The organism is Anaerobutyricum hallii (genome assembly GCF_900209925.1).
Lineage (GTDB): Bacteria > Bacillota > Clostridia > Lachnospirales > Lachnospiraceae > Anaerobutyricum > Anaerobutyricum soehngenii.
In genome coordinates this window covers 334,175-358,964 of record NZ_LT907978.1, presented here as the reverse complement: position 1 = coordinate 358,964, position 24,790 = coordinate 334,175, and the positions used below count along the sequence as shown (strand labels likewise).

General features: G+C 36.4%; 19 protein-coding genes. 7 read left to right on the top strand and 12 right to left on the bottom strand.

What is annotated here, in order from left to right; genetic code table 11:
* Positions 1-3: 3 nt before the first annotated feature.
* Positions 4-1,152: a double-cubane-cluster-containing anaerobic reductase gene (locus EHLA_RS01550; RefSeq protein ID WP_096239053.1), complete on the bottom strand. Its 1,149-nt coding sequence runs from the start codon at positions 1,150-1,152 to the stop codon at positions 4-6.
* A 422-nt stretch (positions 1,153-1,574) separates the two neighbouring features.
* Here EHLA_RS01550 and EHLA_RS01545 point away from each other — a divergent pair, with 422 nt between their 5' ends.
* Positions 1,575-2,324, top strand: coding sequence for a DeoR/GlpR family DNA-binding transcription regulator (locus tag EHLA_RS01545; protein WP_021907416.1), 750 nt, complete (start codon positions 1,575-1,577; stop codon positions 2,322-2,324).
* Positions 2,325-2,665: 341 nt separating this feature from the next.
* Here the strand turns inward: EHLA_RS01545 and EHLA_RS01540 are convergent, their stop codons facing one another.
* The 6 genes from EHLA_RS01540 to EHLA_RS01515 form a co-directional block, all read right to left on the bottom strand.
* The gene (locus EHLA_RS01540) at positions 2,666-3,754 is read right to left on the bottom strand and encodes a sulfate/molybdate ABC transporter ATP-binding protein (RefSeq protein WP_096239052.1); all 1,089 of its coding nucleotides are present in this window, start codon (positions 3,752-3,754) and stop codon (positions 2,666-2,668) included.
* A gap of 4 nt (positions 3,755-3,758) precedes the next feature.
* Positions 3,759-4,421 (bottom strand): molybdate ABC transporter permease subunit, encoded by a 663-nt coding sequence (gene modB, locus EHLA_RS01535; protein ID WP_096241520.1) that lies wholly within the window; start codon positions 4,419-4,421, stop codon positions 3,759-3,761.
* 55 nt (positions 4,422-4,476) lie between these two features.
* Positions 4,477-5,328: a molybdate ABC transporter substrate-binding protein gene (modA, locus tag EHLA_RS01530; protein ID WP_096239051.1), complete on the bottom strand. Its 852-nt coding sequence runs from the start codon at positions 5,326-5,328 to the stop codon at positions 4,477-4,479.
* Positions 5,329-5,518: 190 nt separating this feature from the next.
* The gene (locus tag EHLA_RS01525) at positions 5,519-6,529 is read right to left on the bottom strand and encodes a substrate-binding domain-containing protein (protein ID WP_242970645.1); all 1,011 of its coding nucleotides are present in this window, start codon (positions 6,527-6,529) and stop codon (positions 5,519-5,521) included.
* Positions 6,530-6,913: 384 nt separating this feature from the next.
* A complete protein-coding gene (locus EHLA_RS01520; RefSeq protein WP_096239049.1) occupies positions 6,914-8,167 on the bottom strand; it encodes a diaminopimelate decarboxylase in 1,254 nt (417 codons plus the stop codon).
* 5 nt (positions 8,168-8,172) lie between these two features.
* Positions 8,173-8,928: a TrmB family transcriptional regulator gene (locus EHLA_RS01515; RefSeq protein ID WP_096239048.1), complete on the bottom strand. Its 756-nt coding sequence runs from the start codon at positions 8,926-8,928 to the stop codon at positions 8,173-8,175.
* A gap of 396 nt (positions 8,929-9,324) precedes the next feature.
* Between EHLA_RS01515 and EHLA_RS01510 the strand changes: the two genes are divergently transcribed.
* Together EHLA_RS01510 and EHLA_RS01505 are read left to right on the top strand one after the other, a co-directional pair.
* Positions 9,325-9,984 carry a helix-turn-helix domain-containing protein gene (locus tag EHLA_RS01510; RefSeq protein WP_096238895.1) on the top strand — a complete coding sequence of 220 codons (660 nt, stop codon included), beginning with the start codon at positions 9,325-9,327 and terminating at the stop codon, positions 9,982-9,984.
* On the top strand, positions 9,939-10,886 hold the full coding sequence (locus EHLA_RS01505; RefSeq protein ID WP_330400036.1) for an IS3 family transposase: 948 nt from the start codon (positions 9,939-9,941) through the stop codon (positions 10,884-10,886). The genes EHLA_RS01510 and EHLA_RS01505 overlap by 46 nt, the downstream gene beginning before the upstream one ends.
* Before the next feature lie 572 nt (positions 10,887-11,458).
* Here EHLA_RS01505 and EHLA_RS01500 read toward each other — a convergent pair.
* The 5 genes from EHLA_RS01500 to EHLA_RS16175 all read right to left on the bottom strand — a co-directional run bounded on the left by EHLA_RS01500 (position 11,459) and on the right by EHLA_RS16175 (position 19,539).
* Entirely contained in the window at positions 11,459-15,874 is a 4,416-nt protein-coding gene (locus EHLA_RS01500; protein ID WP_096239047.1) for a hypothetical protein, read from the bottom strand.
* Positions 15,861-16,601 carry a DUF6063 family protein gene (locus tag EHLA_RS01495; protein WP_096239046.1) on the bottom strand — a complete coding sequence of 247 codons (741 nt, stop codon included), beginning with the start codon at positions 16,599-16,601 and terminating at the stop codon, positions 15,861-15,863. Before EHLA_RS01495 ends, EHLA_RS01500 begins: the two co-directional genes overlap by 14 nt.
* 38 nt (positions 16,602-16,639) lie before the next feature.
* Complete coding sequence (locus tag EHLA_RS01490; RefSeq protein WP_096239045.1) at positions 16,640-18,253, bottom strand: hypothetical protein; 1,614 nt, start codon at positions 18,251-18,253, stop codon at positions 16,640-16,642.
* Positions 18,254-18,270: 17 nt separating this feature from the next.
* Positions 18,271-19,251, bottom strand: a complete 981-nt coding sequence (locus EHLA_RS01485; RefSeq protein ID WP_096239044.1) for a DUF2220 family protein — start codon at positions 19,249-19,251, stop codon at positions 18,271-18,273.
* Between the two features lie 138 nt (positions 19,252-19,389).
* On the bottom strand, positions 19,390-19,539 hold the full coding sequence (locus EHLA_RS16175; protein WP_157908533.1) for a hypothetical protein: 150 nt from the start codon (positions 19,537-19,539) through the stop codon (positions 19,390-19,392).
* Between the two features lie 286 nt (positions 19,540-19,825).
* On the opposite strand from EHLA_RS16175, the gene EHLA_RS01480 reads away from it, so the two are divergent.
* The 4 genes from EHLA_RS01480 to rfbD all read left to right on the top strand — a co-directional run bounded on the left by EHLA_RS01480 (position 19,826) and on the right by rfbD (position 24,734).
* Entirely contained in the window at positions 19,826-21,010 is a 1,185-nt protein-coding gene (locus tag EHLA_RS01480) for a MerR family transcriptional regulator (RefSeq protein ID WP_096239043.1), read from the top strand.
* 608 nt (positions 21,011-21,618) lie between these two features.
* A complete protein-coding gene (gene rfbA, locus EHLA_RS01475) occupies positions 21,619-22,515 on the top strand; it encodes a glucose-1-phosphate thymidylyltransferase RfbA (RefSeq protein ID WP_021908301.1) in 897 nt (298 codons plus the stop codon).
* A gap of 171 nt (positions 22,516-22,686) precedes the next feature.
* Positions 22,687-23,706, top strand: a complete 1,020-nt coding sequence (gene rfbB, locus EHLA_RS01470; RefSeq protein WP_096239042.1) for a dTDP-glucose 4,6-dehydratase — start codon at positions 22,687-22,689, stop codon at positions 23,704-23,706.
* A gap of 77 nt (positions 23,707-23,783) precedes the next feature.
* Positions 23,784-24,734, top strand: coding sequence for a dTDP-4-dehydrorhamnose reductase (gene rfbD, locus EHLA_RS01465; RefSeq protein ID WP_096239041.1), 951 nt, complete (start codon positions 23,784-23,786; stop codon positions 24,732-24,734).
* Positions 24,735-24,790: the final 56 nt, after the last annotated feature.

Here is a 24,790-nt window from a genome sequence, read left to right as displayed (position 1 = left end):
CTCTTACAACATTTCGACAAATGCTGTCATTCTCGTATTGAGCTGTCCAATATCCTCCTGTGAATAATCGGTCTCCACATGAATATACGGAACGCCCTTTCCTTTTACAAACTTTTCAATACTCTTTGCCTCCACATTATATGTGTGGCATGCCTGCAATGTCATTTCCACAACACCATCAATCTGATATTCTTCTATTAATCTTCCGATCAATTCATAACGATTCTTATTCGGTGTCATAACAGAACAGCCAATCTGAAGATATCTTTCCGCAATCGCCTCATAAATATCCTCTGCTGATTCATCTATTAAACGGTCAACCGACTTTGTACCGCCACAATTTTCATAAGCAACAACAATCGCACCATTCTCCTCAAGCGCTTTAACAACTTTCATAGGTGCTCCGCTGCTTGGGCATCCGGTTAAAAGAATCCTCTTCTTTTTCGGCATTTTTTCGTTCTCTTCATACTCTTTCATAATCTTTTCACGAAGCGCATTGATTTCTTCTGGAACCTTTTCTTTATCAAAACGGAACTGACTTCCATATAATACATTAAACAATTCCTGTCCATTCATCGGTGCCGGGTCATTTTTCATAACTTCATAAAGATTTTTAAGCGCAATTCTATTTTCATTCATCATATGAACTGCCTTACGAACGTTCTCCTCTGTAATCACCACTTTGAAAGTCTGCTCCAGATAAGATTTGAACTTAAGAATCTCTTCTTTCCAAAGCTTTAATGCCGTTTCACTCTGACTGTTTGGAAGTTCCATAACGTAAACATTTTTAAACTCTCCCATCAGTTCATACATCTTTTTCTTTCCATCACAGGTCGTCTCTCCAACTACCACATCTGAAAAATAAAAGAAGGGACACTTATCTGATACCGCAAAGCCATAACTTGCCTTTACCATAGGACATAAATTTCTTGGTAAATCTCTCTCCGCCACTGGAATCGTCTCATCAGATGTAGAACAAAGTCCTACTGTAACCGCTCCCATAGCCATCGCAATCTCCTGCGGGAAATATGTACAATATGCTCCTATAACCGGAACATTTTTATCCTTAAGCTCCTTCATCGTTAAAAAAGAATTCTTTCTCTGTTCCGCAAAATCTTCAAAAATCTCCGGCAGTGCTTTAATTAATTCCATAATACTTATCCCTTTCTCAATAATTGCAATCTATGCCTTATTATAATAATACTATCAAAAAATAATCCCTGTCAAATTATACATAAGAAGATTTCCACACGATATTTTATCATATTACAGCTTCACAATCCATACTTTCAAATCAAGCACCCACGATACTTGATACACGATTCTACCAGTGCCAGTTGAATGAGTTTCTTCATTATTATAATGGGTTTTATAATACCCTGTTAAATAATACTCTTGGAATCAGACAGAATCCTTTTCATCCTCTCGCCATTCCTGCATTTATGAAAAGCCACAACAAGAACGATATTTTTATAACAATTTCTCTATATTTTCTTTCTCTTTTTCCTATTTCTTCCTTGAATTTTTGCCAAGTAGTATGTTATACTTTTTTTAGAAAGAAAGAGGTGTTTCAAATGACAGAACGTCAGTCCAAACTCATTAAATTGGTAAATCTTTATCAAAAAATCGAAGTGAGTCGTTTAGCTGAACTTTTAGATGTGTCTCAGGTAACCATCCGTAAAGACCTTGACCATCTTGAAGAAGAGGGACTTTTATCAAGAGAACATGGCTACGCTTTAATTAAGAATGCCAATGATATTAATACTCGTTTAACTATAAATTATGACAAAAAGATCGAGATTGCCACAAAGGCTGCTGAGATGGTTTCCAACGGCGAAACTGTCATGCTAGAATCTGGTTCTACTTGTACTTTACTTGCAGAACAGCTTGCAAAATTAAAAAAGGATATTACCATTATAACAAATTCGGCATACATAGCTATCCGCATTCGTGATCTTCCTATTCGTAAAGTCATTCTTCTTGGTGGTGAATACCAAAAAGAATATCAGGGAATGGTAGGACCACTTGTCCGCAAATGTGCAAAAGAATTCTATGTAGATAAATTCTTTGTAGGTACAGACGGATTCATTCCGGATGCCGGTTTTACCTGCGATGACCTGATGCGTGTAGAAACAATGAAATATATGGAAGGCTCTGCCAATCGTATGATCATTCTTGCAGACTCCAGTAAATTCAGCCAGAAGGGTGTTGTAATTCAGACAACCTTCTCTGAGATTGATACTGTTTGTACCGATGCTGATATTCCAGAAGATGCATTAGAGAACTTAAAGAGACATAATATTAACGTAGAGATTGCGGAATAACTACTAATTCATAGATTTCGTATAGACAAAAAAAAGAAATAATATCCTATCCCATCTGCTCTGTAGTCGCTGTGTTTAAAATGATCGTCCGCATCTTAAACGCGCTCCGAAGCCGCATCTGGGATAGGATATTATTTCTTTTTTTCTGACTATCTAAATCTACAGTTTTATTTTTCTTTCTGCAGCCAGGAAATAGCTTGAGAATGCTTCCCATGCTCTGTCTATTTCAAACTGGGAAGAATCTACACAGTCCTTCTGCCACCTAATTGGACTTGGATTAACACTAGGTGGCGATGATTTTCTCTGTGGTGTTCTGGCTGGAATTATTTTTTCGAATCACCTTAGTGTTGTAATAGTATAACCTTTTCTACAGGCAATTCTACTGTCTCTGGTACTGTTTCTCCAATTTCTTTCCATTCTTTTTTAGTGACTTTCCACCATAGCGGACTCGTACTTTTTCCGCTTTTATTTTCTAAGATAAGATACATCTCAAATGGTGCTTCGGATATGCGTTTCAACTGGCAATCTACCATATTCAACTTTATAGATGTATTATTATCTATGTCTGAAAACTTTACTGGACGGATTTCGTGTGCGCGGATTCCTACATGGGTAAGATTAGACGGAATTTTTATGTATTCTGGAAATGTGAGTTTTATATCCCACTCCGAAGCATAAATTTCCGATTCACTGAGTTTGTCTGCTTTAGAAATATTTTTACAGCCTGTGAGCCTTGCCGCATTGACGGTTCCCGGATTATCGAAAATCTCTTTTGTTTTTCCGACAGTTTCTAAGATTCCCTGATGCATGATTGCTGTGTCAGTACACATCTGATATACTTCATCTCTACTGTGGGATACCATGATAACCCCTTTTTTAAACTGACTAAGATAGGTCATCATTTCCTGCATCAATTTTTCTTTCAAATAGGTATCTAATGCTGAAAAGGGTTCGTCTAATAACAGAAACTTTGGCTCTGCTGCCATCATACGAGCCAGTGCCGCCCTCTGTTGCTGCCCTCCTGAAATACGAACCGGATACGAATTTTCTAATTCTTTTATATGAAACTGTTCCAGAAGGCGTTCTACGATATCTTTTTTTTCCTGTTTTGACTTTCCCGATGCTTCCAGTCCTGCTTCAATATTCTGTCGTACTGTCATATGCGGAAATAGTGCATAATTTTGAAATAGATATCCGACTTTACGTTTTTGTGGTGAAAGATCAATCCCTGCTTTCTTATCAAATAACACTTCACCATCAAGGACAATACTTCCTTCATCGGGTGTTTCTATTCCGGCAATACATTTTAAAGTCATACTCTTCCCACACCCGGAAGAACCAAGAAATCCAACAATTCCTTCCTCCATATCAAAGTCAACCGCTAATTCAAAATCTTTTAACTTCTTTTTTATGTGAACAGATAATGCCATAGTTCTAGCCTTTCTTCTCCATAGAAAAATAATTCATACATATGACTACAATAAAGGAAATACATACAAGAACCGCTACATACTCCCCTGCTTCCTTCATGTTACCTGATGCGACAGCGGAATATACCGCAAGTGGCAGTGTTCTTGTCTTTCCCTTGATATTACCGGCAATCATTGCTGTTGCCCCAAACTCTCCTAATCCTCTGGCAAAGGCGAGTACCGCCCCGGAGATAACTCCTGGCCAGGCAATCGGAAGCTGTACTTTCCAGAAGATCTTCCATTCACTCATTCCAATTGTCCTTCCTGCAGAAAGTACATCTGGATCTACCTGTTCAAAAGCCCCTCTTGCTGCCCGGTACATTAGCGGAAACGAGATAACAACTGCAGCTAAAACAGTTGCTCCCCATGAAAAGGCAACCTTGACAGCAAAATATTCAATAAAAAACTTACCGATTGGTCTTCGCATCCCGAAAATATATAGTAAAAAAAATCCTGCCACTGTTGGCGGAAACACGAGCGGCAGGGTAAATAGCCCATCTAATATTGTTTTCATCGTCTTACTCTTCAGACGGAAAACAAGCTGGGCTGCAGCTACTCCCAGAAAAAATGTAACAATAATACTGAGTGTAGCTGTCCTTAAAGATATAATAATTGGTGATAAATCTATTGTCATATATACCAGCCTGTCTTTTTATTACTTATGATATATTACTTATTACGTGTTACTTATTTATTGTGAATCCTGCTTTTTCTAAAATAGCTTTCGCTTCATCTGTCTGAAGGAAATCTTCAAAAGCTTTCGCTTCGTCTTTATGGGCAGAAGCAGATACGACACCTACTGGATAAACTACCGGTGTCTGCATCATAGAGTCTTCTGCCGTTGCTACTACTTCTACCTCTTTATCATCGCCATTGGTATTCTCGGTCTGTGCATCTGTTGCATATACAATACCTGCATCTGCACTGCCTTCTGCTACCCAGCTTAACACTTCTGTTACACTAGCTCCAAGACTTGCCTTCTTCTCTACTTCATTATAAACACCAAGATTGGTAAGAATTTCTTTTGCGTATTTACCTGCTGGTACACTCTCCGGATCACCAATTGCAATCGTGTCTGCCTTTGTAATATCCTTAAAACTCTTGATTCCCAGCTTAGACTCTTTCGGTGTAATCAGCACAACATCATTCTTTAACAGATCAACTACCGTATCTTTATCGATAAGTTTCTCCTCTGTCAATGTATCCATATTAGATGTTGCTGCGGAAAAGAATACATCGGCATCTAACCCAGATTCAATCTGCTGCTGTAAATCTCCAGAACTTGCATAAGTTCCTTCTACCGTTATTTCTGGATTCTCTTTCTCGAACAACGGAATCAGTTCATTATCAAATGTAGCCTGAAGACTTGCCGCTGCTGCCACAAGAATCTTGCTCTTTCCTCCTTCGGTTGTAACTTCTGTTGTTCCTTCTGATGCTCCCTTATTCGATGCGCCTCCACATCCTGCACAGGATAAAACCATACATACTGCCAAAGCTACAGCACCAATTCTCTTCACGAACTTCATGTTTCTCATAACTCTCTCCTCGTTTTATAATGTTTTGTAACGTTTTGTATTGTTCTTTTGCATTATATTTCATGTGCCATATTTTGTCAATAAATATGCAACATGAATCTAACAATTTTTTAGTATTGCTAATAATTTTTAATTTACTAATTCAAGAATGCCCCGAAAGCTGACGCCAGCGAAGAGAGTCTATCATTGGTCACTGAATTAAATCAGAATAAATAATTTTTCCCATATTTTCTACATTATACCCACCAAGTCCGGCTACTTCTTTTTGATATTCAGGAGAACGAATGATTTCTATCATTTTCTGGTAAGGTTTTTTGGTGAAATCTTCTTTACGGATAACCATATCATAACTTTCTTCCTGTATAAAAAGAAAATCTATCCCCGGTACAGACAGACTATGCTTCTCGCTTCCTACCGCCACATCCACATCACCTCTGTTTACTGCCGCAGCCGCTTCTAGATGAGAACTCACTATATCCTGATATCCATTTACTTCCTGTGTAGGAATTCCTGCCTGTCGCAGCTTTTCATCAATAAGAACTCTTACACCACTTCCCGGTTCCCGATTCACGATTGTGATATCTGATCTTTTTAAATCCTCAAAAGACTGGATGTTTTTAGGATTTCCTTTCTGCACATAAAAACCCTGCTTTCTTTTTAAAAGATGTAAAACAACAATGTCGGTTCCCGGTAGCATACTGCTGATGTACGGAATATTGTAACTGTTCGTTTTTCCATGCCATAAATGCGCTGTTGCAACATTCACCTCTCCCTGGTACATTGCGTATAATGCATTATAACTTCCTTTATAAGAACGAAATACATTCTCCCCAATACACTGGTTTAAACGATTCGCTAATAAATCAAGAACCATATCCTGCCCACAGATAATAATCTGATCACACATGCCAGTCTGACCAGAACCCGGATTTGCCATTACATTTTTCTCTGTTCTATTCTGCGCATTCCTTTCAAATTCAACTTTTTCGATATTATTTTTCTGCTCTGAATTTCCCTCTTGATAAACCTTTGCCTGACTTCCATACTGAATATAAAATTCCAGATCTCCCTGACGAATTCTCAGCTGTTTTCCAAGCTTTGAAGCTTTCAAATCTCCACGCTTAATCATATCATACACTGTATTCTTTCTTACCTTTAATATTTCAGCCGCTTCTTTGGCAGTCAGTAACTTTTCACTCATCAATCATATATCCTTTCCTGTACTCTTTATAAGCTTCCTACAAATCGTTCTGTTTCTCACCACCTGAAAGAGGTGGGAGTCTTCTCGACTGAGATAAAATAAATCTCCAAACTGGGTAATTCTATTTTACACCAGTTTGGAGATTCACACAAACTGAGAAAATTCTAGCTTTCTCCAGCCAAAAAACAGCCCACTGAAAGGTCTTCCAAGAAAACAGAACCGTGAAAAATTCCAATATAGAAAATGGACTATCGGAGCAGCAAAAATGCAGCGGAGCATTTTTGCTGCTCCGATAGTCCATTTTCTATATTGGAATTTTTCACGGTTCGTCTGTCTTAATCAACCCTTTCAGTGGGCGTCTCGTTTGCCTGAGCAAACTAGAATTTAAAAATCAAATCCCTCAATTGTTGCGAAGTAATCTTCCGGTGTCTCCGCACGACGGATCATTCTTGTGCTTCCATCTTCCTGTAAAAGAATCTCCGCACTCTTTAAACGTCCATTATAATTATATCCCATCGCAAATCCATGTGCTCCCGTATCATGAAGTACGAGTAAGTCTCCCATATCAATCTTCGGAAGCTTTCTGTCAATTGCGAATTTATCATTGTTCTCACAAAGGGAACCAACAACATCATAAGTATGGTCACATGGTTCATTCTCCTTACCCATAACTGTGATGTGATGATAAGCACCGTACATAGCAGGACGCATAAGGTTCGCTGCGCAGGCATCTACACCGATGTATTCTTTATAAGTATGTTTCTCATGAATTGCTTTTACTACAAGATGTCCGTGTGGCGCAAGCATGAAACGTCCAAGTTCTGTAAAGATCTTTACATCTCCCATTCCTGCAGGAACTAATATCTCTTCGTAAGCTTTACGAACCCCTTCACCGATCGCAAAAATATCGTTTGGCTCTTTATCCGGTGTGTAAGGGATTCCTACCCCGCCTGATAAGTTGATAAATCCGATATGAACACCAAGATTCTCTTTTAACTCTACTGCAAGATTAAATAAAATCGCTGCTAATGCAGGATAGTATTCATTAGATACTGTGTTACTTGCTAAGAAAGAATGGATACCAAATTCCTTTACACCCTCTCTCTTAAGACGCTTAAATGCCTCAAAAATCTGTGGCTTTGTCATTCCATACTTGGCATCTCCTGGGTTATCCATGATGTCTGTTCCAAGAGAGAAATATCCGCCTGGATTGTAACGGCAGCAGATTCTTTCCGGAATACCACAGGCATCCTTTAAGAAATCAATATGTGTAATATCATCTAAGTTAATAATTGCTCCTAACTTCTTTGCAAGGATAAATTCTTCTGCCGGTGTTTCATTAGATGAGAACATAATGGAATTACCATCAGCAAATCCACAACGGTCGCTCATCATTAACTCTGTTAAAGAAGAACAGTCTGTTCCACATCCTTCTTCCTTTAAAATCTTAAGAATTGCAGGAGTAGGTGTTGCTTTCACTGCAAAATACTCTTTAAATCCTTCATTCCATGAAAATGCCTTATATAAATCGCGTGCTGTCTGTCTAATCCCCTTTTCATCGTATAAATGAAATGGTGTAGGATATTTCTCTACGATTTTCTCTAACTGTTCCTTTGTAACAAATGGTTTCTTTTCCATCTCTATTATCCTTCCTTATCTATATCTTTACTTTTTCCTTCTATCTCAATGAGTTTAATCTCATTCGCCAGTGCATCCTTTAACAGCTTTACCAGATTAGGATTCGCAGAATAAAGGCAGGCAGAAGTCTCTTCATCCTGGAGTTCTCCGGTAAGTGCATAACTTGAATCTGTAATAAGACGAATCTGCCCATCCACAGTCTCCTCACATCCTGTATGCCCAGATGCAAAACTTCTCTTTCCTGCGTAATAAATAATCGCTCCATCCAATATATACTGTTCATCAGTTAAAAGAACTACCTTTTTATTCTGTGCCGTCAATTCTGCTAATTCTTCTCTAAACAAATCTGCTACAGAAGCAGATACCGAGAGATATACTCGTTCTTTCACTTCCTTAAGCATATTTCGAAACTTATCCTCTATATGCCTTCTTCCCCGTATCGTAAGATACTTCGCATCTTCCTGCTTCTGCTTCGGAATCTGGCGTTCCAGTGTTTCTGACAGTTCTTCCATATAATGAAGCTTGTTTGAACAGAACTCCTTAATAGAAACCGCATGATACTGCACCGCCTGTTCTTCTGCCACATAAGCTGCTCCCTTATCTACTAAACCTGCCAGTGCCGCATATGCATTCGAACGGGAAATACCAAGCCGCTTCGCTGCCTCATAGCCACTAAGTGCACCTTCCCCTAAAAGAAGAATATATACTCTAGCTTCCTGTCTCGTAAGGCCAAAACTCATGAGTAATTCTACGTTATCCATAAGGTCCTCACATTCTGTCTTTGACTGTAAATAACAACAATTTATCAATAAGTAGTATCATTCAGTACCACTATAATTCATATCCATAGATTTGTCAAGATAAATTGGAAATACGAATTTGCTGGGGACACAGACGCCGCTTTAGTAGAAGATATTGAGCTGAATTGTAGTTCGTCTTCTAAAGAAAAAAAGAATTGTTATAAGTTTGATTTTGTTCCGTTGCGCTAAGCATTCCATTCTGCCCAGAAAAACAGGAACTTGGGAAAAACGAGTCCCTAGTTCCTATGGTCAGAATGCCATAGCGCAAAGTCACAAAATGCAATACTTATGGTATGCTTCCTTTTAGGTAGACAGTTGAAAAAAATAAAACTGTTTATCTGAAAGGGGGCATTTTTTATGGATAAGATTTCTCCAGAAGAAAAAATACAATGGATGGAAAAAATTCTTCAGAAAAAAGAATCCATCAGTTCTGTTGCATCAAAAATAGGAGTTTATTATACGACCGTTGATAAATGGCTTAGAAATTATCAATCAATTGGACCGGAAGCTTTTTTTCGAAAAGGTCATACCTATCGAACTCCTGCTCAAAAAGAAGCAGCTGTTTTCGATTATCTTTCTGGAAAAGGTTCTCTCCGGGATATCTGTGCCAAACACAAAATTTCAGATGCACAGATACTCAGAAGATGGATTATGAAGTATAATAGTCATGATAAGGAAACAGGAGGTAGACCAATCATGACTAAAGGCAGAAAAACTACATTTGAAGAACGTGTCGAGATCGTTCAATATTGCATAAAACATTCTCATAACTATTCGGAAACAGCAAAAAAATTTCACATTTCTTATCATCAGGCCAGAAGTTATACTATAAGATATGAAGAAAACGGGGTGGATGGGCTGCAAGATAAGCGGGGAAAGAGAAAATCCCCAGAGGAAATGACGGAAGTAGAAAAACTGCGTGCAGAAGTAAGACTTCTGCGTGCGGAAAAAAGACGGGCAGAAATAGAGATATCTTTCTTAAAAAAATTAGAAGAGATAGAGAGGAGGGGAGGCTGAGCCTGATACGCCAGGAACATATCTATCGGGCAATCAAGGAAGAACACGAAAAATATAACTATCCAATCCTGTTATTATGTGAAATAGGTGGAATCGCCAGATCATCCTACTACAAATGGCTCCATCACGTAGAGACACCGAACGAGAGATTTAACGAGGAATTGGCAGAGAAACTGGAACAATTACATGAAAAACATCCAGATATGGGATATAGAAGGTTAAATGACAAGCTGCGCCACGATGAAGACATTCGGGTAAATGATAAGAGAATCCTCCGTATTTGCAGAAAAAAACAGATCCGGTCCAACTTAAAGAGCCGGTATAATGGCTGTACCAGAGCATCAAACAACCCAGCATTTATTGCAGAAAACATTCTTAATAGAGAATTTAAGGCAGAACACCTTAATGAGAAATGGGTTACTGATGTAACGGAATTCAAATATGGAAACACCTTAGACAGTGTTCATAAAATATATTTAAGCGCTATATTAGACTTATGTGATAGACGGCCCGTTGCATATGTTATTGGGGATAGTAATAATAATGCGCTGGTATTTGAAACTTTTGATAAAGCAGTAAAGGCAAATCCAGAAGCCCATCCTATTTTTCACAGTGACAGAGGATATCAGTATACCTCCCGAAGATTCCATCAGAAATTGGAAGAAGCAGGAATGATACAGAGTATGTCGAGGGTAGCACACTGTACAGATAATGGAGTAATGGAAGGCTTTTGGGGAATCTTGAAACGGGAAATGTATTATGGAAAGAAATTTGAGAGCAGAGAAGAATTAGTGAAGGCAATCACAGAATATATAGATTACTATACAAACGACCGACCACAGAGAGGACTTGGAGTATTAACACCAATGGAATTTCATGAAAAGCAACGATTGGCGGCATAAAAATGTTGCCCGATATCCAACCGGGCAACACAAAAATTTTATATTTTTTTAATTGTCTACTTGACGGGATGCACACCACTTATAACAATTCTTTTTTCTTTACCATAGCTTTCCTACAATTCAGCATAAAATTTTGTTTCAGCGGCTGTCTGGTTTTGATAACAAATAGCAAATTAATTATTTCTGTTGGAAAGAGAAGGGGATTGCCCAGAAGATTATGAGAGTTAACCAGAGAAAAAATTCTCCAGAAGGTAGGAGACAGAGGTGGGTGTCATCTCACATCTGATATAATTTTTATACAATCGAGTAAGAAAGTATCCTCTTCTGGAGATATTCATTCTAACGAAATCCATAGACTTTTGGAGAAACCCCATGTTTTCCTTAAACAAAAATACCAATTCTCACCAACTGTGAGTTTTATATAGTCAGAAAAAAGAAATAATACCATATCCCAGATGCGGCTTCGGAGCGTGTTTAAGATGCGGACGAGCATTTTAAACACAGCGACTACAGAGCAGATGGGATATGGTATTATTTCTTTTTTCGTCTACACGAAATCTACAAATTAGTATTTAAAAAAGCATCTGTTCTATTTCTATATGTGTTGGTAATATTGTTTCTACTTCTTTTTCTTCTCCTTTTTTATGCTCGGAACGGAGATATTGTATTCCATTCCGCAGATGCGCTTCTATAAGATTCAATACATAAATATTATCAAATCGATTATAAATAGATTCTCCGCTCAGTCCGGTGAGACAAATTAATTGTGTATTCGTTTTTTCGGCAAGATTCATTAATGGTTTTAAAAGATGTTCTGCATTGGTCTGTGCGAATGGATTATCCATCAAGAGTACTTTTCCTTCATGCATATCCATGAATATATCAGAATCATCTTTCCTCATATAATCCAACAGACTTGAGAGAATAACAAATGCCGACAGGAATCCTTCTCCTCCTGAATTTCTTGCTACCTGATTCCAGCTTATCTGTCGTTCTCTCTGTTCTTCAATTTTATAAAGCTGAATCTGTACATTTCCAATCCCTACTACAGTATCATATAAGTTTTTACTCGTAACTTTTCTTCCAATATATTCCTGCGCATTTTCATTGTTTTCAAATAAGTGTATTCCTTCTTCAGTGATTTCATCCACAAAATCACTGAGACGAAGATTATATAATTTTTCGTTATCTTCCCAGACAGGCAAGGTTATTTTTAACATTTTCAAGGATTTTTCTCTGATTTTTATTGTAGAGTTACTGCCTATCCGCGCAAGATTTTTATGGATATTTTGAATATAATCCTGCAAAAGTTCTGTGACATTTTTCTTTTCTGATTCAACCATCGAAATATCTACTTCCAGTTGTTTCATTAAAGAGTCGTAGGATGCTATCGTAACATTGAGCTGTTGTAAAACTTTATCTGCATCATCACAGATTTTCAGCATATTTTCTAATGGTGTTTTATAGCTTGCATCTTGAAAAGCTTCCTGCCTTGCAGCTTTGTTTAATATCTGTGCCAGATTTTCTCTGCATTTTTGAACATATCGATTTATATCGTTATAATCTCTGATTAAGATTCCTTTAAAATCTCGTAATTCTTTTGCATTCATTTTTTCAAAGTCCTGTTCAAAATGAATTTCTTTTCCTGCTAAGAAGTTATTATATTCAGAAAGTGCGGTAAGATTTTCCTGGTAGCTCTGCATTTTTTTATCTTGGATATCTTTTTTCTTCTCTAATTCTTTGATTTGATATATTGCCTGATTCTGCGCACTTTTTAAATCAATCTGACGAATTTTTTCTTCTGCTAAAGGTCCTTTCTTTGCACATTCTGATATAATCCGCTTTGAAAGATCTTCTAAACGGCTGTCCAATATTCCTATCTTTTTATCTTCTTCCGTTAGCAGTGCTTTTTTTATTTCTATTTTTCTGCTGCAGTCTTCTAATTCTACTTCCTGATGCAGTTTTTCTTTTTTATCATAAAGAACATTTTCCCATGCAGACTTTTTCAAATTATATTTCTGGCTTAGTTCCTCTAATTCTTCTGCGGATTTATGATAACGTGCCAGTGCTTTCTCTTCCTCTGCTTCTAAATCTTTTAATTCCTGTGAGATTTCCGCTGTAATTGCCTCATATCTGGCTTCTAATTTAAACAGTTCTTCCTCATCCAAAAAGGAATTTGTCTCTGTATTTTTTCCTGCTTTCTGATATCCGGCAAATTTCTGATATGTGTTTTGAAGTGTTTCGTTTTCCCTAAATAAAATGTTTTCCTGTGTGCCAAATTCTCTATATTTTTCTTCAAGGATATTTATTTTTTCCTCCGTAAGATTCTGCCGGTTCTCTAAACGTTTTTCCTCTTTCTCACATTCCTGAAGTTTTTTATTATTTTTTTCGTATGCAGAGTATTCTTTTCTCAATTCTTCAAATTCTTTTGTCCGTTCTTTTTGAAGTTCGATTATTCGCTCTGCTTCCTGAATCGATTTTTGCAGCTTTTCAAAACTTTCCTTTAATGATTGAAGATTTTCTCTTTCCTGCTGTACCTCCTGATAGCTTTCCTTTTTTTCTTTTTCAAGCTTTTGCAGTTTTTTCTGAATATCTTCCCATAACTTTTCAGTTATTTTCTGACCTTTTATCTGTTCAAAACGATGAAAATAATCTTCATATTCCTGTTTGCAGATTTGTATACTTTCTTTAACTGCTTCTGCTTCTTTTTGTTTCTGTGCTATCATCTCCTGCATTTTTTGTTCATCAAGAAGATTCTCATTAAACAAAATATAAAAATGGATATCATTCATTTTTACAAAAGATTTTGTTAAATCTAACTCTATAGATTCAAGATGTTCTCTTTCTATGATTGGTATCGGAAATGAGGTATATGTTTCACCCTTTTTCTCTGAAAGCTTTTTTAACTCTTGTTGTGTTAATATGAGTGAATAAGGTAAAAAAGGATTTTTACTGACGATTCTTTTGTTTTTTTCTTCACCAAATCCATTCTTTTTCAGCCATTCCATTCCATAAATGACCGGGATATCGAACTTCTCAAATTCTTCTCTGAGATTTTCCGGAAGTTCCATTACACGTCCACTGGCTAATAATTTATGTTCCTTTCGAATAATATCTTCTTTTTTTTCTAATTTTCTTTTCCTGTCCTCTAACTCTTCTATTTTCCCCCAGGCTTTATGAAGAATTTCTTCTCTGGCAAATAGTTTTTCCTGCGGCAGCTCCAGATACTTCAGAATATCTTTTCTTTCTTCTATTTCCTGTTCATAACTGTTCTTTTCTTCTATTGTTTGTTCTATTTCTACGTTTTTTTGAATATACTGTTCCTTTTTTTCCTCTAACATCCTTTCTTTTTTATAAATCTCTTCATTTGTATTTTGTAATTTTTCTTTCTTTTTCTTATTTTCCTGAAGTGATTTTTTTACTTCCTGTTCATAAGTCTCCTGTTTTATTTCAAGCATTCCCGGCTCATAAATTCCGAGTATATTTCTTGAAAGATTTTCTTTGTAACGTGTATTGTACTTTATTTCCGTATTGTCATAATTTCTAACCAGGCTTCGCAGGCCACCTTTTTGTTCTATAATCTTTTTTATTTCTTCCCGATAGTTTTCTAAACGATCTTTCTCCTGCGCCACATCATCCTGAATCTGAATCTTTTGATTACTTATCTTGATTTGCCGCTCTTTATTATCTTCTATCTGTTTTCTATAATAATCGCATAGTAATCCACCAATTCTGTTTCTTTCCGGCTCTAAATCTTCTTCTCGTTCCCTGACAATGGCAGCTTTTTCTTTTCTTATTTCCCACTCCTGCCTGTCTTCATCCACCATTTCCTGCTGCTTCGCACAACAGAATATATTTACTTTTTTCTGTATTTTTTCACGTTTTCTACACAGACTTTCCTGCTCTAAATCTATCATTTCACGATTACTTACATGATTACTTTTTTCTCTGTTTTTCTCATGGTATTCGCAGGATAATTCTTCGTATTTTATAAGTTCAAGCTCCTGTTCCTGTTTTTCTTTTTCCTGTATCAGAGCTTTTTGTTCCGTTTCCGCTTTCTCACATAGTATATTTAATTCTTCTATAAAAGCAGCAATTAATTTCTCCTGCTCTTCCCTTTCCTGTTCCCTGGAAAGAAAATCTTCTGCTCCTGCCTGAATTTCCACTGCTTCTTCTTTAAATTTTTGAATCGTATCCCGTCTTTTTAACTGCTCCTTAATATTTTTATATTTTCCGGCATATTTCTGAAGAATTTCCTGAAATTTTTTAATCTGATTTTCATCCTTATTCAGCTTACTTTCAACGGCCTCTAAAAACCATTTTTCTACCAGTTCTTTTTCCGTCCGGCAATCACTGAATAATTCTGATAACCCTGACTCTTTTACATTTACTTTTCTTATGATCGTTTCCCATTCTTTATAATTAATCTGGTACTCCTGCAGCTTGTAAAAGTATTGTCTCGACTGTGCCGGACTACTCATATCGTAACAAAAAAATGCATTTTTCCTATCTCTTTTATACTCTTCAAAAAGTTTTTTACAGGAATGATAACTTTTTAATTTCATTGTGTTTTCATTCTTCTCTACCACCGGCAAATGATAAATGTCATACATACAAGGCTCTTTGTATTCACTGATTATAGCCGTTATTTCAAGTGCATCTGTCTTTTCTTCGCTTATCTCCTGATTTTTTCGAATCATCAGCCCTGTAAGAACATAGCCGGCTCCTCCGTCAAGCAGCCACTCAACAAGAATAAAAGAAGGCTTTGCTGTCGTAAAATAACTCTCAAAAGGTCTATCCTTCGTTTTTTGCTTTCCTCTGTGAACAAATGGTGCTGTCATCATCTGAACAAGAACCGTTTTACCGCCACCATTTCTTAATGAAAGAAGCGTACTCTTTCCATTAAATTGCATACATTCATCATTAATTTTTATAGCATTATTATTATAATTGAGGTTAATAAACCGAACTGCATTAATTTTGCTCATTTTCAATTACCCCCAGTACATTTTTCACTCTACGATAATTATTCTGATTCAAAAGATTCCAATCCATAAAACTATCCAGTTTTCTTGTTGTCTTTATCATCTCATCCCTTTCCACATATTCGATCAAACCCTGCTTCTGTAAAAAAAGAAGTATATTATAAATAAACCCTTCTTTTGTTGTCTTAGCATGAGATCCCCGATCATCTGATTTCAATGCTTCATATGCATGCCACAGATCCAAAAAGGAAATTCCTGCCGTATCGATTTCTTCATCATTATCTTCTTTATGTTCCTCTTCGTAAGCAGCGCCTTCTCTTAAACGTTCTGATAAAATATTCATCAGCTCACCAGAACGAATATATTCTCTTGCTCTGCTGCTGTCTCCCTCCCCATCAAAAAATTCCGATAACAAAGTCAGGATTGTAAACTGTGATAAATAATAATCTTTGTTTGTTCCTGCCGATTTACATAATTCTTTTTTTAATTCCGCTTTGGAATATCCAAGAAAATTATTATTTTCCCTTGGAATCAGGTAAATAATGTTTCCATACCGCTCAATATCACAAGAAGCGGTTTCTCCCTGTGACTTTACAATATTCTGGACATTTTCTTCCTCTGTGTATGCCTTATATAATATCTGCTCCTCTTCTTCCCGAAGCTCATGATGCTCTAAAAGATAATAAAATATTTCTTGACTCTTTTTAATATCTTCTATTGTGTATGCCATTGTTCCTACTCCTATTTTGCGCTGTTATCCCGTACAGATCAACACTCTATATATATCAAAACATTTGAACATCGTATGGATCTGTATTGGTTCTTCTCATCTCTTATCCCTAAAAAAACAATCGCCTCTTCCTCTTCTAACCGCTCTGCTTTAATCAATCTTATCTTACTATTTTCAGGAATCTCTTCTACCAATTTTAAAAGCATTTCATTAAGCTGAAATCCTCCCGGCTGTTCCTGAATATATTCACTTTTTTCTTTTTTCAATGCAGCAATATCAATAATACGGTTGCGGATCAGTTCCACCATAATTTCTTTAAACACATCTACATTCGGTATAAAAATCTCTTTTTCTTCCGGGTAAGCTTCTATCCTTTCTTTTAACTCTCCTAGAGAAATCTTCCCTGTAACCGATGCTCTTTCAAGCAGATATCGAAGACTTTTCTCATAGACTAACAACTTCTTTCGCAGTTTTTCTTCTTTTTCTTTTTGAAAAGCTTCCTCATCAAAATCCAGTTCCTCCTCTATATCTTTATCCTCTGATATACCGACAGATTTCTCATAAGAAAATGCTTTGTTCAAATTATAAATTTTCTCTGGTTTTTTATTGAAAAGGGGTCGGAAAAACATATCCATATTTTCTAATGAAGCTGGTTTTTGCAATACCTTATCATAAAAATCTTTTCGTATCGAAAAACGTTGTATTAATCTTGCTTGTGATAAGCGTTCCAGTTCCTCTGTATACAATATTTTCAAATCAAAATGACTATTTAAAATCTTTTGATGCTCGTCAAGAACTCTTGTCAGATATTTCTCAATAATCTTAAGATTATTTAAATCCTGCTTCTCTTTTTTATCTAACTTGCGTATATTAATATTTTCCTCCTCTAAATCTTTCACACGCATCTGAATCATCTCTCTATAACTTTGAAACTTCTTTTTTGTATCTGTAATCGTATTTAAATTTCCTAATAAAATTTCTTCATAATCTTTTACAGAATAATTTAACGCATTTCTTCGGATCTGCCTCATGGCTTCCTGAACTTTCTGAAACTGTATCCGCATTAGATTAAATACGTTTTTTATATCATCCACTGCCTTATCATAACTCTGCTTTTCCAGATGAAGCCGAAAAATAATTTCATGAATATTAAACTTCATATTGTCTTCTATTTCCAAAGTTGATAAAAGCAGATTATATCCATCATCCGTCAGATAATATGATGTTCTTCTCACTTCGTTTTCTATATAAACAATTTTATTTGCTACATAACTGATCTGCATTTTTTCATATGCATTTTTTTCAAAATGATATCCATCAAAATATATAGGCCGCCCCTCATTAGACAACACTGTATTTACAATAAAATCCCCCAGCTTCCTGCATTGCTCATATGAAATATCTTTCTGCATATACTGCACATTAATCGTATCTATATATGTTGCTATATCATCCATCGTACACTTTTCTTCTTTTAACGATTGTTCCATAATATAAAGTAATACGATAAATAAAAGATTTATCTGCTCATCGAACTTTGTAAATCCATACTGTTTCCACGATAATTTCTGAACACTGTTTTGAACAATGACTGCATACAAACCTACATTTTTCATTCTCCGGGGGAAATTCTTCAAAAATTCATACTGCATATTTTTTCTCCATCTAACTAAAAATCTGAAATATTTAAAATTTCCTGTGGAACATATCTTCCCTTTTCCAAAATTTCTTTCATCTGCTTTATTCGTTCTGTTGAAAAATAAGAAAAGAAAATATTTTTTATATTTCTATTTTGCCTCTCTTTCGTCTCTGGAATACTGACAGCCTTCACAGCTTTATCTAACATCTTCTCATATCCGGCCATAAACGGAATGATTTTCCACTCTTCATTAAAAAGCTCAGCTAAATTCTCATAAATTCCAATACCTTCATAGTCCAGATCTCCAAAATAAAATATTTGGTTTCCTTCCGCCTGCATATAAGGTTCCACACACAAGTCAAAATCTTCAAAGCTTCGAAAAATCCCCTTTCCAGCTCCATAAATCAACGTATCAATCTTTATTCCAAGTATCTCCTCATTTCCTTCCAAAAGATGACGACGCATACTAAAAAAAGTATCTTTATTTTCTAATATTAACAAATTCTGCGGAATATTTCTTGTAAGTGAATAATATGCAAGCGGTTCTGTCGTCTCGTAAATATTAAAAAAAGACAGCTCCAGTCCACACCGATTCAAAATACGCTTTCCCTGTCCTCTAGATAAGAACTTCTCCTGTCCCCAGATTTCAAAACTGCGTTCATTTACCGATACTTTAAACTGAAGTGTCTTTTTTTTATTTTTCAAATATTGATTTAACTCAAGCACCCTTGTCCTGTCTGCTTCATAACTTTCTAAATGTCTTAAATAATAATCTACAGAAATATCCGGAACAATCTCATATCTTAATTCTTCAATATAAGTGCTATAGTCCTTCTTTTCTTCCAATACCCAGTACTCACGATAAAGAGCCGGACTCTTTCCATTCAATCTGGAAGCCTTCACCGGCTTAATCTTCTGTTCCTCCAGTAGATTCATAATGTACTCATACTGTTTTTGATAAGTTTGTTCTCTGCATTTTTCTAAAAGTTTTTCCAATAAAATTTTTTTCATATTCAAATTTCTCTATAAGATATTTCCTACAGAAACCTCCCCTGTCTACATAGGTACTCTCAGAATCTTTTTGTACTTGATTTTAATACTTGATTTTAGTATTTCGTTTCACAAAAAAACTCCAAGAATACCTATATGTTAGATATGTTCATGTGGACGCCATTGAGAATCATATTTCTCTGCCATCTCTCTTAAAAGCTTATTATATTCTTTTACATGTTCTTCCGGTGTGATCTCGCCATTCATAAGTTTCTGTCCAAGTTTTTTAAATGCATTCTCTGAATTCATTTTTAACTCTCCTTTTATTTTGTCTAAAATTTTTACGCATAGTTTTTTATTCTATCACAAAACAGAAGGAATGATAAGTAGAATTTTTAATACTTTGAATGTTTGAATGCTCTTCAAAAATAATACACTGATACTTTTTTAATTATAGCAGTTTCTAATGCCTTTAACCATAACTTTCAGGAATACCCCGGTAAAAAGATAAACAAAGCATAGATTCCACACATTGCAGGACAAAATATCTCATGATATACTTTTAAAAACACACCAAACTGAGGAGATGCTAGTTATGAAAAAAGATGGTTTTTATTCATCCGGAGAATTTGCAAAAACGGCTCATATCACAAAGAAAACCTTACGGTATTATGATGCCCACAATATTTTAAAGCCTTCTTATCTGACTCCTTATGGGGCGCGCTTCTATTCCGATGAAGATTTTGCCCGCCTGCAGCAGATTCTTCTATTAAAATATCTGGGATTTTCACTTGATGATATCCGGGAAATGACGATCAACGATTCTGACTATCATTTTATGGCAGATGCTTTGAAATTACAAAGAAAACTTGTTCAGGATAAAATAGAGCAGCTCCAGCTGGTAGAACGTGCGATTCAGGATACCTCCAAAGCAATTGAAGAAGAACACAGTGTAAACTGGAGTCAGATGCTTAAGCTGATTCATCTTACCGGTATGGAAAAAAGTATGAAAAACCAGTATCAGAATGCATCCAATATTTCCGCACGTATTCAGCTTCATAATAAATACAGCACGAACACACAAGGCTGGTTTCCCTGGATCTTTGATCAATGCCACATGGCAGAACATTCGACCGTTCTTGAGATTGGCTGCGGTGATGGTTCTTTATGGCTTGAAAATAAAGAAAAAATTCCAAAACAGCTCCATGTCGTTCTTTCAGATATTTCAGAAGGAATGCTTCGTGATACCCGGCGTGCCATTCATGCAAATGTAAAAACATCCCGCTTTGATTTCCAGGTTTTTGACTGCGAGCGGATTCCATATCCTGATAACAGCTTTGATCTTGTCATTGCCAATCATATTTTATTTTACTGCAAAAATCTCACCTCTGTTTTTGAAGAAATTTCCCGCGTACTAAAAACAGGCGGTACTTTTGTATGCAGTACCTACGGCGCAGCTCACATGAAAGAAATCAATGAGCTTGTCTCAGAATTCGATGACCGCATTGTTCTTTCAGCAGACCGGCTTTTTGAACGTTTTGGAAAAGAAAACGGTGCAGATCTTCTTGCTCCGTATTTTCAAAATATAAAATGGTTATCCTATGAGGACTCCCTCCATGTTACAGAACCGGAAACCTTAATATCTTACGTTCTGTCCTGCCATGGCAATCAAAACCAGTATATCATTGACCACTACAAAGAATTTCGAAATTATGTAAGAAAAAAAACAGAAGATGGCTTCACTATTACAAAAGACGCCGGGATTTTTATTACTATTTAATTCATTGAGAGAAAACAGACGAAAATAAAAAGAATAGACTATAGCAAATGTAAAGATATCACTGCGTAGAAAATGCCTGTTCGGCATTTTTACTTGCTCTCACATTACATTTGCTATAGTCTATTCTTTTTATTTTCTGTGTGTTGGCTTCAGAAGGAATGAATTCAATAGTCTTTGGGAGGGATAAGGGGGAGAGGTCAGAAGACTACTGCTTACTCGGAAAATGTATCATGTACAGCGATAAATTGCAGTATCATCTTATCATCAGTGAAACTTGAAAAAAGCTTCAGCATAGCGAAGAGAGTAAGTAGCAGACTCCTGACCTCTCCTCATTCTCTCCTCAAAAACTATTGAATTCATTCCTTTTGGAACCAAAACACAGAAAAAAGAAATCATATCATATCCCAGATGCGGCTTCGGAGCGTGATTAGGATGCGGATGAGCATCTTAACCACAGCGACTACAGAGCAGATGGGATATGATATGATTTCTTTTTTCGTCTGTTTTCCTCTAATGAATCAAATAGCAAAAAAAAACACTTGAAGGTGCCCTTAGGGCATCTTTTATAATTATGGTATCGTTATGACACAAGAGAAGGAGAATGTATAATGAAAGGTATTATTTTAGCAGGAGGTTCTGGCACACGCCTCTATCCTCTTACCATGGTAACTTCTAAACAATTACTTCCTATTTATGATAAGCCGATGATTTATTATCCGATGTCTGTTTTAATGAATGCGGGTATTCGGGATATCTTAATTATTTCCACACCACAGGATACTCCTCGTTTTAAAGAATTGTTAAAAGACGGAAGTCAGTTCGGAGTAAATCTGTCTTATGCTGTACAGCCAAGCCCTGATGGACTGGCACAGGCATTTATTATCGGAGAGGAGTTTATTGGAAATGATACTGTAGCTATGGTTCTCGGTGATAATATTTTTGCCGGACATGGTTTAAAAAAGCGTCTTTGTGCCGCTGTTAAAAATGCAGAACAAGGTAATGGGGCAACTGTTTTTGGTTATTATGTTGATGATCCGGAACGTTTCGGTATTGTTGAATTTGACCGTAATGGAAAGGCTGTTTCTATTGAAGAAAAACCGGAACATCCAAAGAGTAATTACTGTGTGACTGGCCTGTATTTCTATGACAATCGTGTTGTAGAATATGCAAAGAATCTGAAACCAAGTGCCAGAGGTGAATTAGAAATTACAGATTTAAATCGTATTTATTTAGAAAATCACTCATTAAATGTTGAACTTTTAGGACAGGGATTTACCTGGCTTGATACGGGAACACATGAAAGTCTTGTTGATGCTACAAACTTTGTAAAAACAATGGAGCAGCATCAGCATCGTAAGATTGCCTGTCTTGAAGAAATCGCTTATTTAAATGGTTGGATTTCTAAAGATGAAGTTCTCAAAGTTTATGAGGTATTAAAAAAGAATGAATACGGTCAGTATTTAAAAGATGTTTTAGATGGAAAATATCAGGAAAATTTATATTAATTCAAGAATGCCTCGGCAGGATTGCAGGAGTGGGAGTCATCTCACATCTGATATATTTATATGATACCAGGGTCAAAAGGTTAAAACTCCGTTCATGCTTGCACGATAAGGTATTTGACTTTGGGACCCGAAAAACATGAGAAAATGGCAATTTAAAAGGAGTATTTATTTATGACTATTATTGTAACCGGCGGCGCCGGATTTATTGGAAGCAACTTTATTTTTCATATGTTAAACAAATATCCTGATTACCGGATCATTTGTTTAGACTGTCTGACTTATGCAGGGAATCTCTCTACATTAGAACCGGTAATGGATAATCCGAACTTCCGCTTTGTAAAAGAGAGCATTACTGACAGAGAAGCTGTATACAAACTGTTTGAGGAAGAGCATCCTGACATGGTAGTAAACTTTGCGGCTGAAAGCCATGTTGATCGTTCTATCGAAAATCCTGAAGTTTTCTTAGATACCAATATTAAAGGAACTGCCGTCCTTATGGATGCCTGCCGCAAATTCGGCATCAAACGATATCATCAGGTAAGTACCGATGAAGTTTATGGCGATCTTCCTTTAGACCGCCCGGATCTTTTCTTCACAGAAGAAACACCGATTCATACCAGCTCTCCATACAGTAGCTCTAAAGCAGGAGCAGACTTATTAGTTCTTGCTTATCATAGAACTTACGGACTGCCTGTGACAATCAGCCGCTGCTCAAACAATTACGGACCTTATCATTTTCCTGAAAAGCTGATTCCGCTTATGATCGCTAATGCGCTAAATGACAAACCTCTTCCTGTTTACGGAAAAGGGGAAAATGTACGAGACTGGCTCTATGTAGAAGACCACTGTCGTGCAATTGATTTAATCATCCATAAAGGACGTGTCGGAGAAGTTTATAATGTCGGTGGACATAACGAAATGAAAAATATCGATATTGTAAAAATCATTTGTAAAGAACTTGGAAAACCAGAAAGCCTCATCACTTATGTTGCAGACAGAAAAGGCCATGATATGCGTTACGCTATTGATCCTACAAAAATTCATAACGAACTCGGCTGGCTTCCGGAAACTAAGTTTGCCGATGGTATAAAAAAGACAATTCAGTGGTATCTTGATAATAAAGAATGGTGGGAAACTATTATTTCCGGTGAATATCAAGACTACTATGAAAAGATGTACAAAAACCGTTAATTCATTTTTCACACACATGTACAAACAGTTATTTTTATCATATTCAACTTTATAAATATAAGAAAGAGGAATTATATATGAAATTTTTCGTAACAGGCGTTTGCGGTCAGTTGGGGCATGATGTCATGAACGAACTTGCATCCCGCGGTTATGAGGGGATTGGCTCTGATATCGCACCGGAATATTCTGGTGTGCAGGACAATACCGCTGTAACAAAAATGCCTTACATTTCATTAGATATTACGAATAAAGACGCCGTAAATCAAATCTTAGAAACAACTTGCCCTGATGTTGTTATTCACTGCGCTGCCTGGACCGCTGTTGATCTTGCAGAAGATACAGATAAACAGGACACCGTTAAAAAGATCAATGTTGATGGCACGCAGTACATTGCTTCTGCCTGCAAAAAACTTGGCTGTAAAATGATTTATTTAAGCACTGACTATGTTTTTGACGGACAGGGGACAACTCCATGGCAGCCTGACTGCAAGAATTATAGACCATTAAACATATATGGTCAGTCAAAACTTCTTGGAGAACAGGCAGTCGCAAACACTTTAGACAAATATTTTATTGTCCGCATTGCATGGGTATTCGGTCGAAATGGCAAAAACTTTATTAAGACCATGCTCACTGTCGGCAAAAATCATGACAAACTTACCGTCGTTAATGACCAGATTGGAACACCAACCTACACCTTTGACCTGGCAAGACTTCTTATTGATATGGCTGAAAGCGAAAAATACGGCTACTACCATGTCACCAATGAAGGTGGTTATATTAGCTGGTATGATTTTACAAAAGAAATCTTTCGTCAGGCAGTCGCGCTCGGTCATACGGAATATGATGAAAATCACATTACTGTAACACCCGTTACAACCGCTGAATACGGTGCATCTAAAGCCGCCCGCCCATTTAACAGCCGGCTCGATAAAAGCAAACTTATACAAGCAGGATTTACACCTCTTCCTGACTGGAAAGATGCACTGCAAAGATATTTAACTGAGATTTTAAATGAAGAATTTTAATAATTAAAATAACCAAATAATTAAAATACAGTAACAAAAATTAAAGGAGGTCTCTC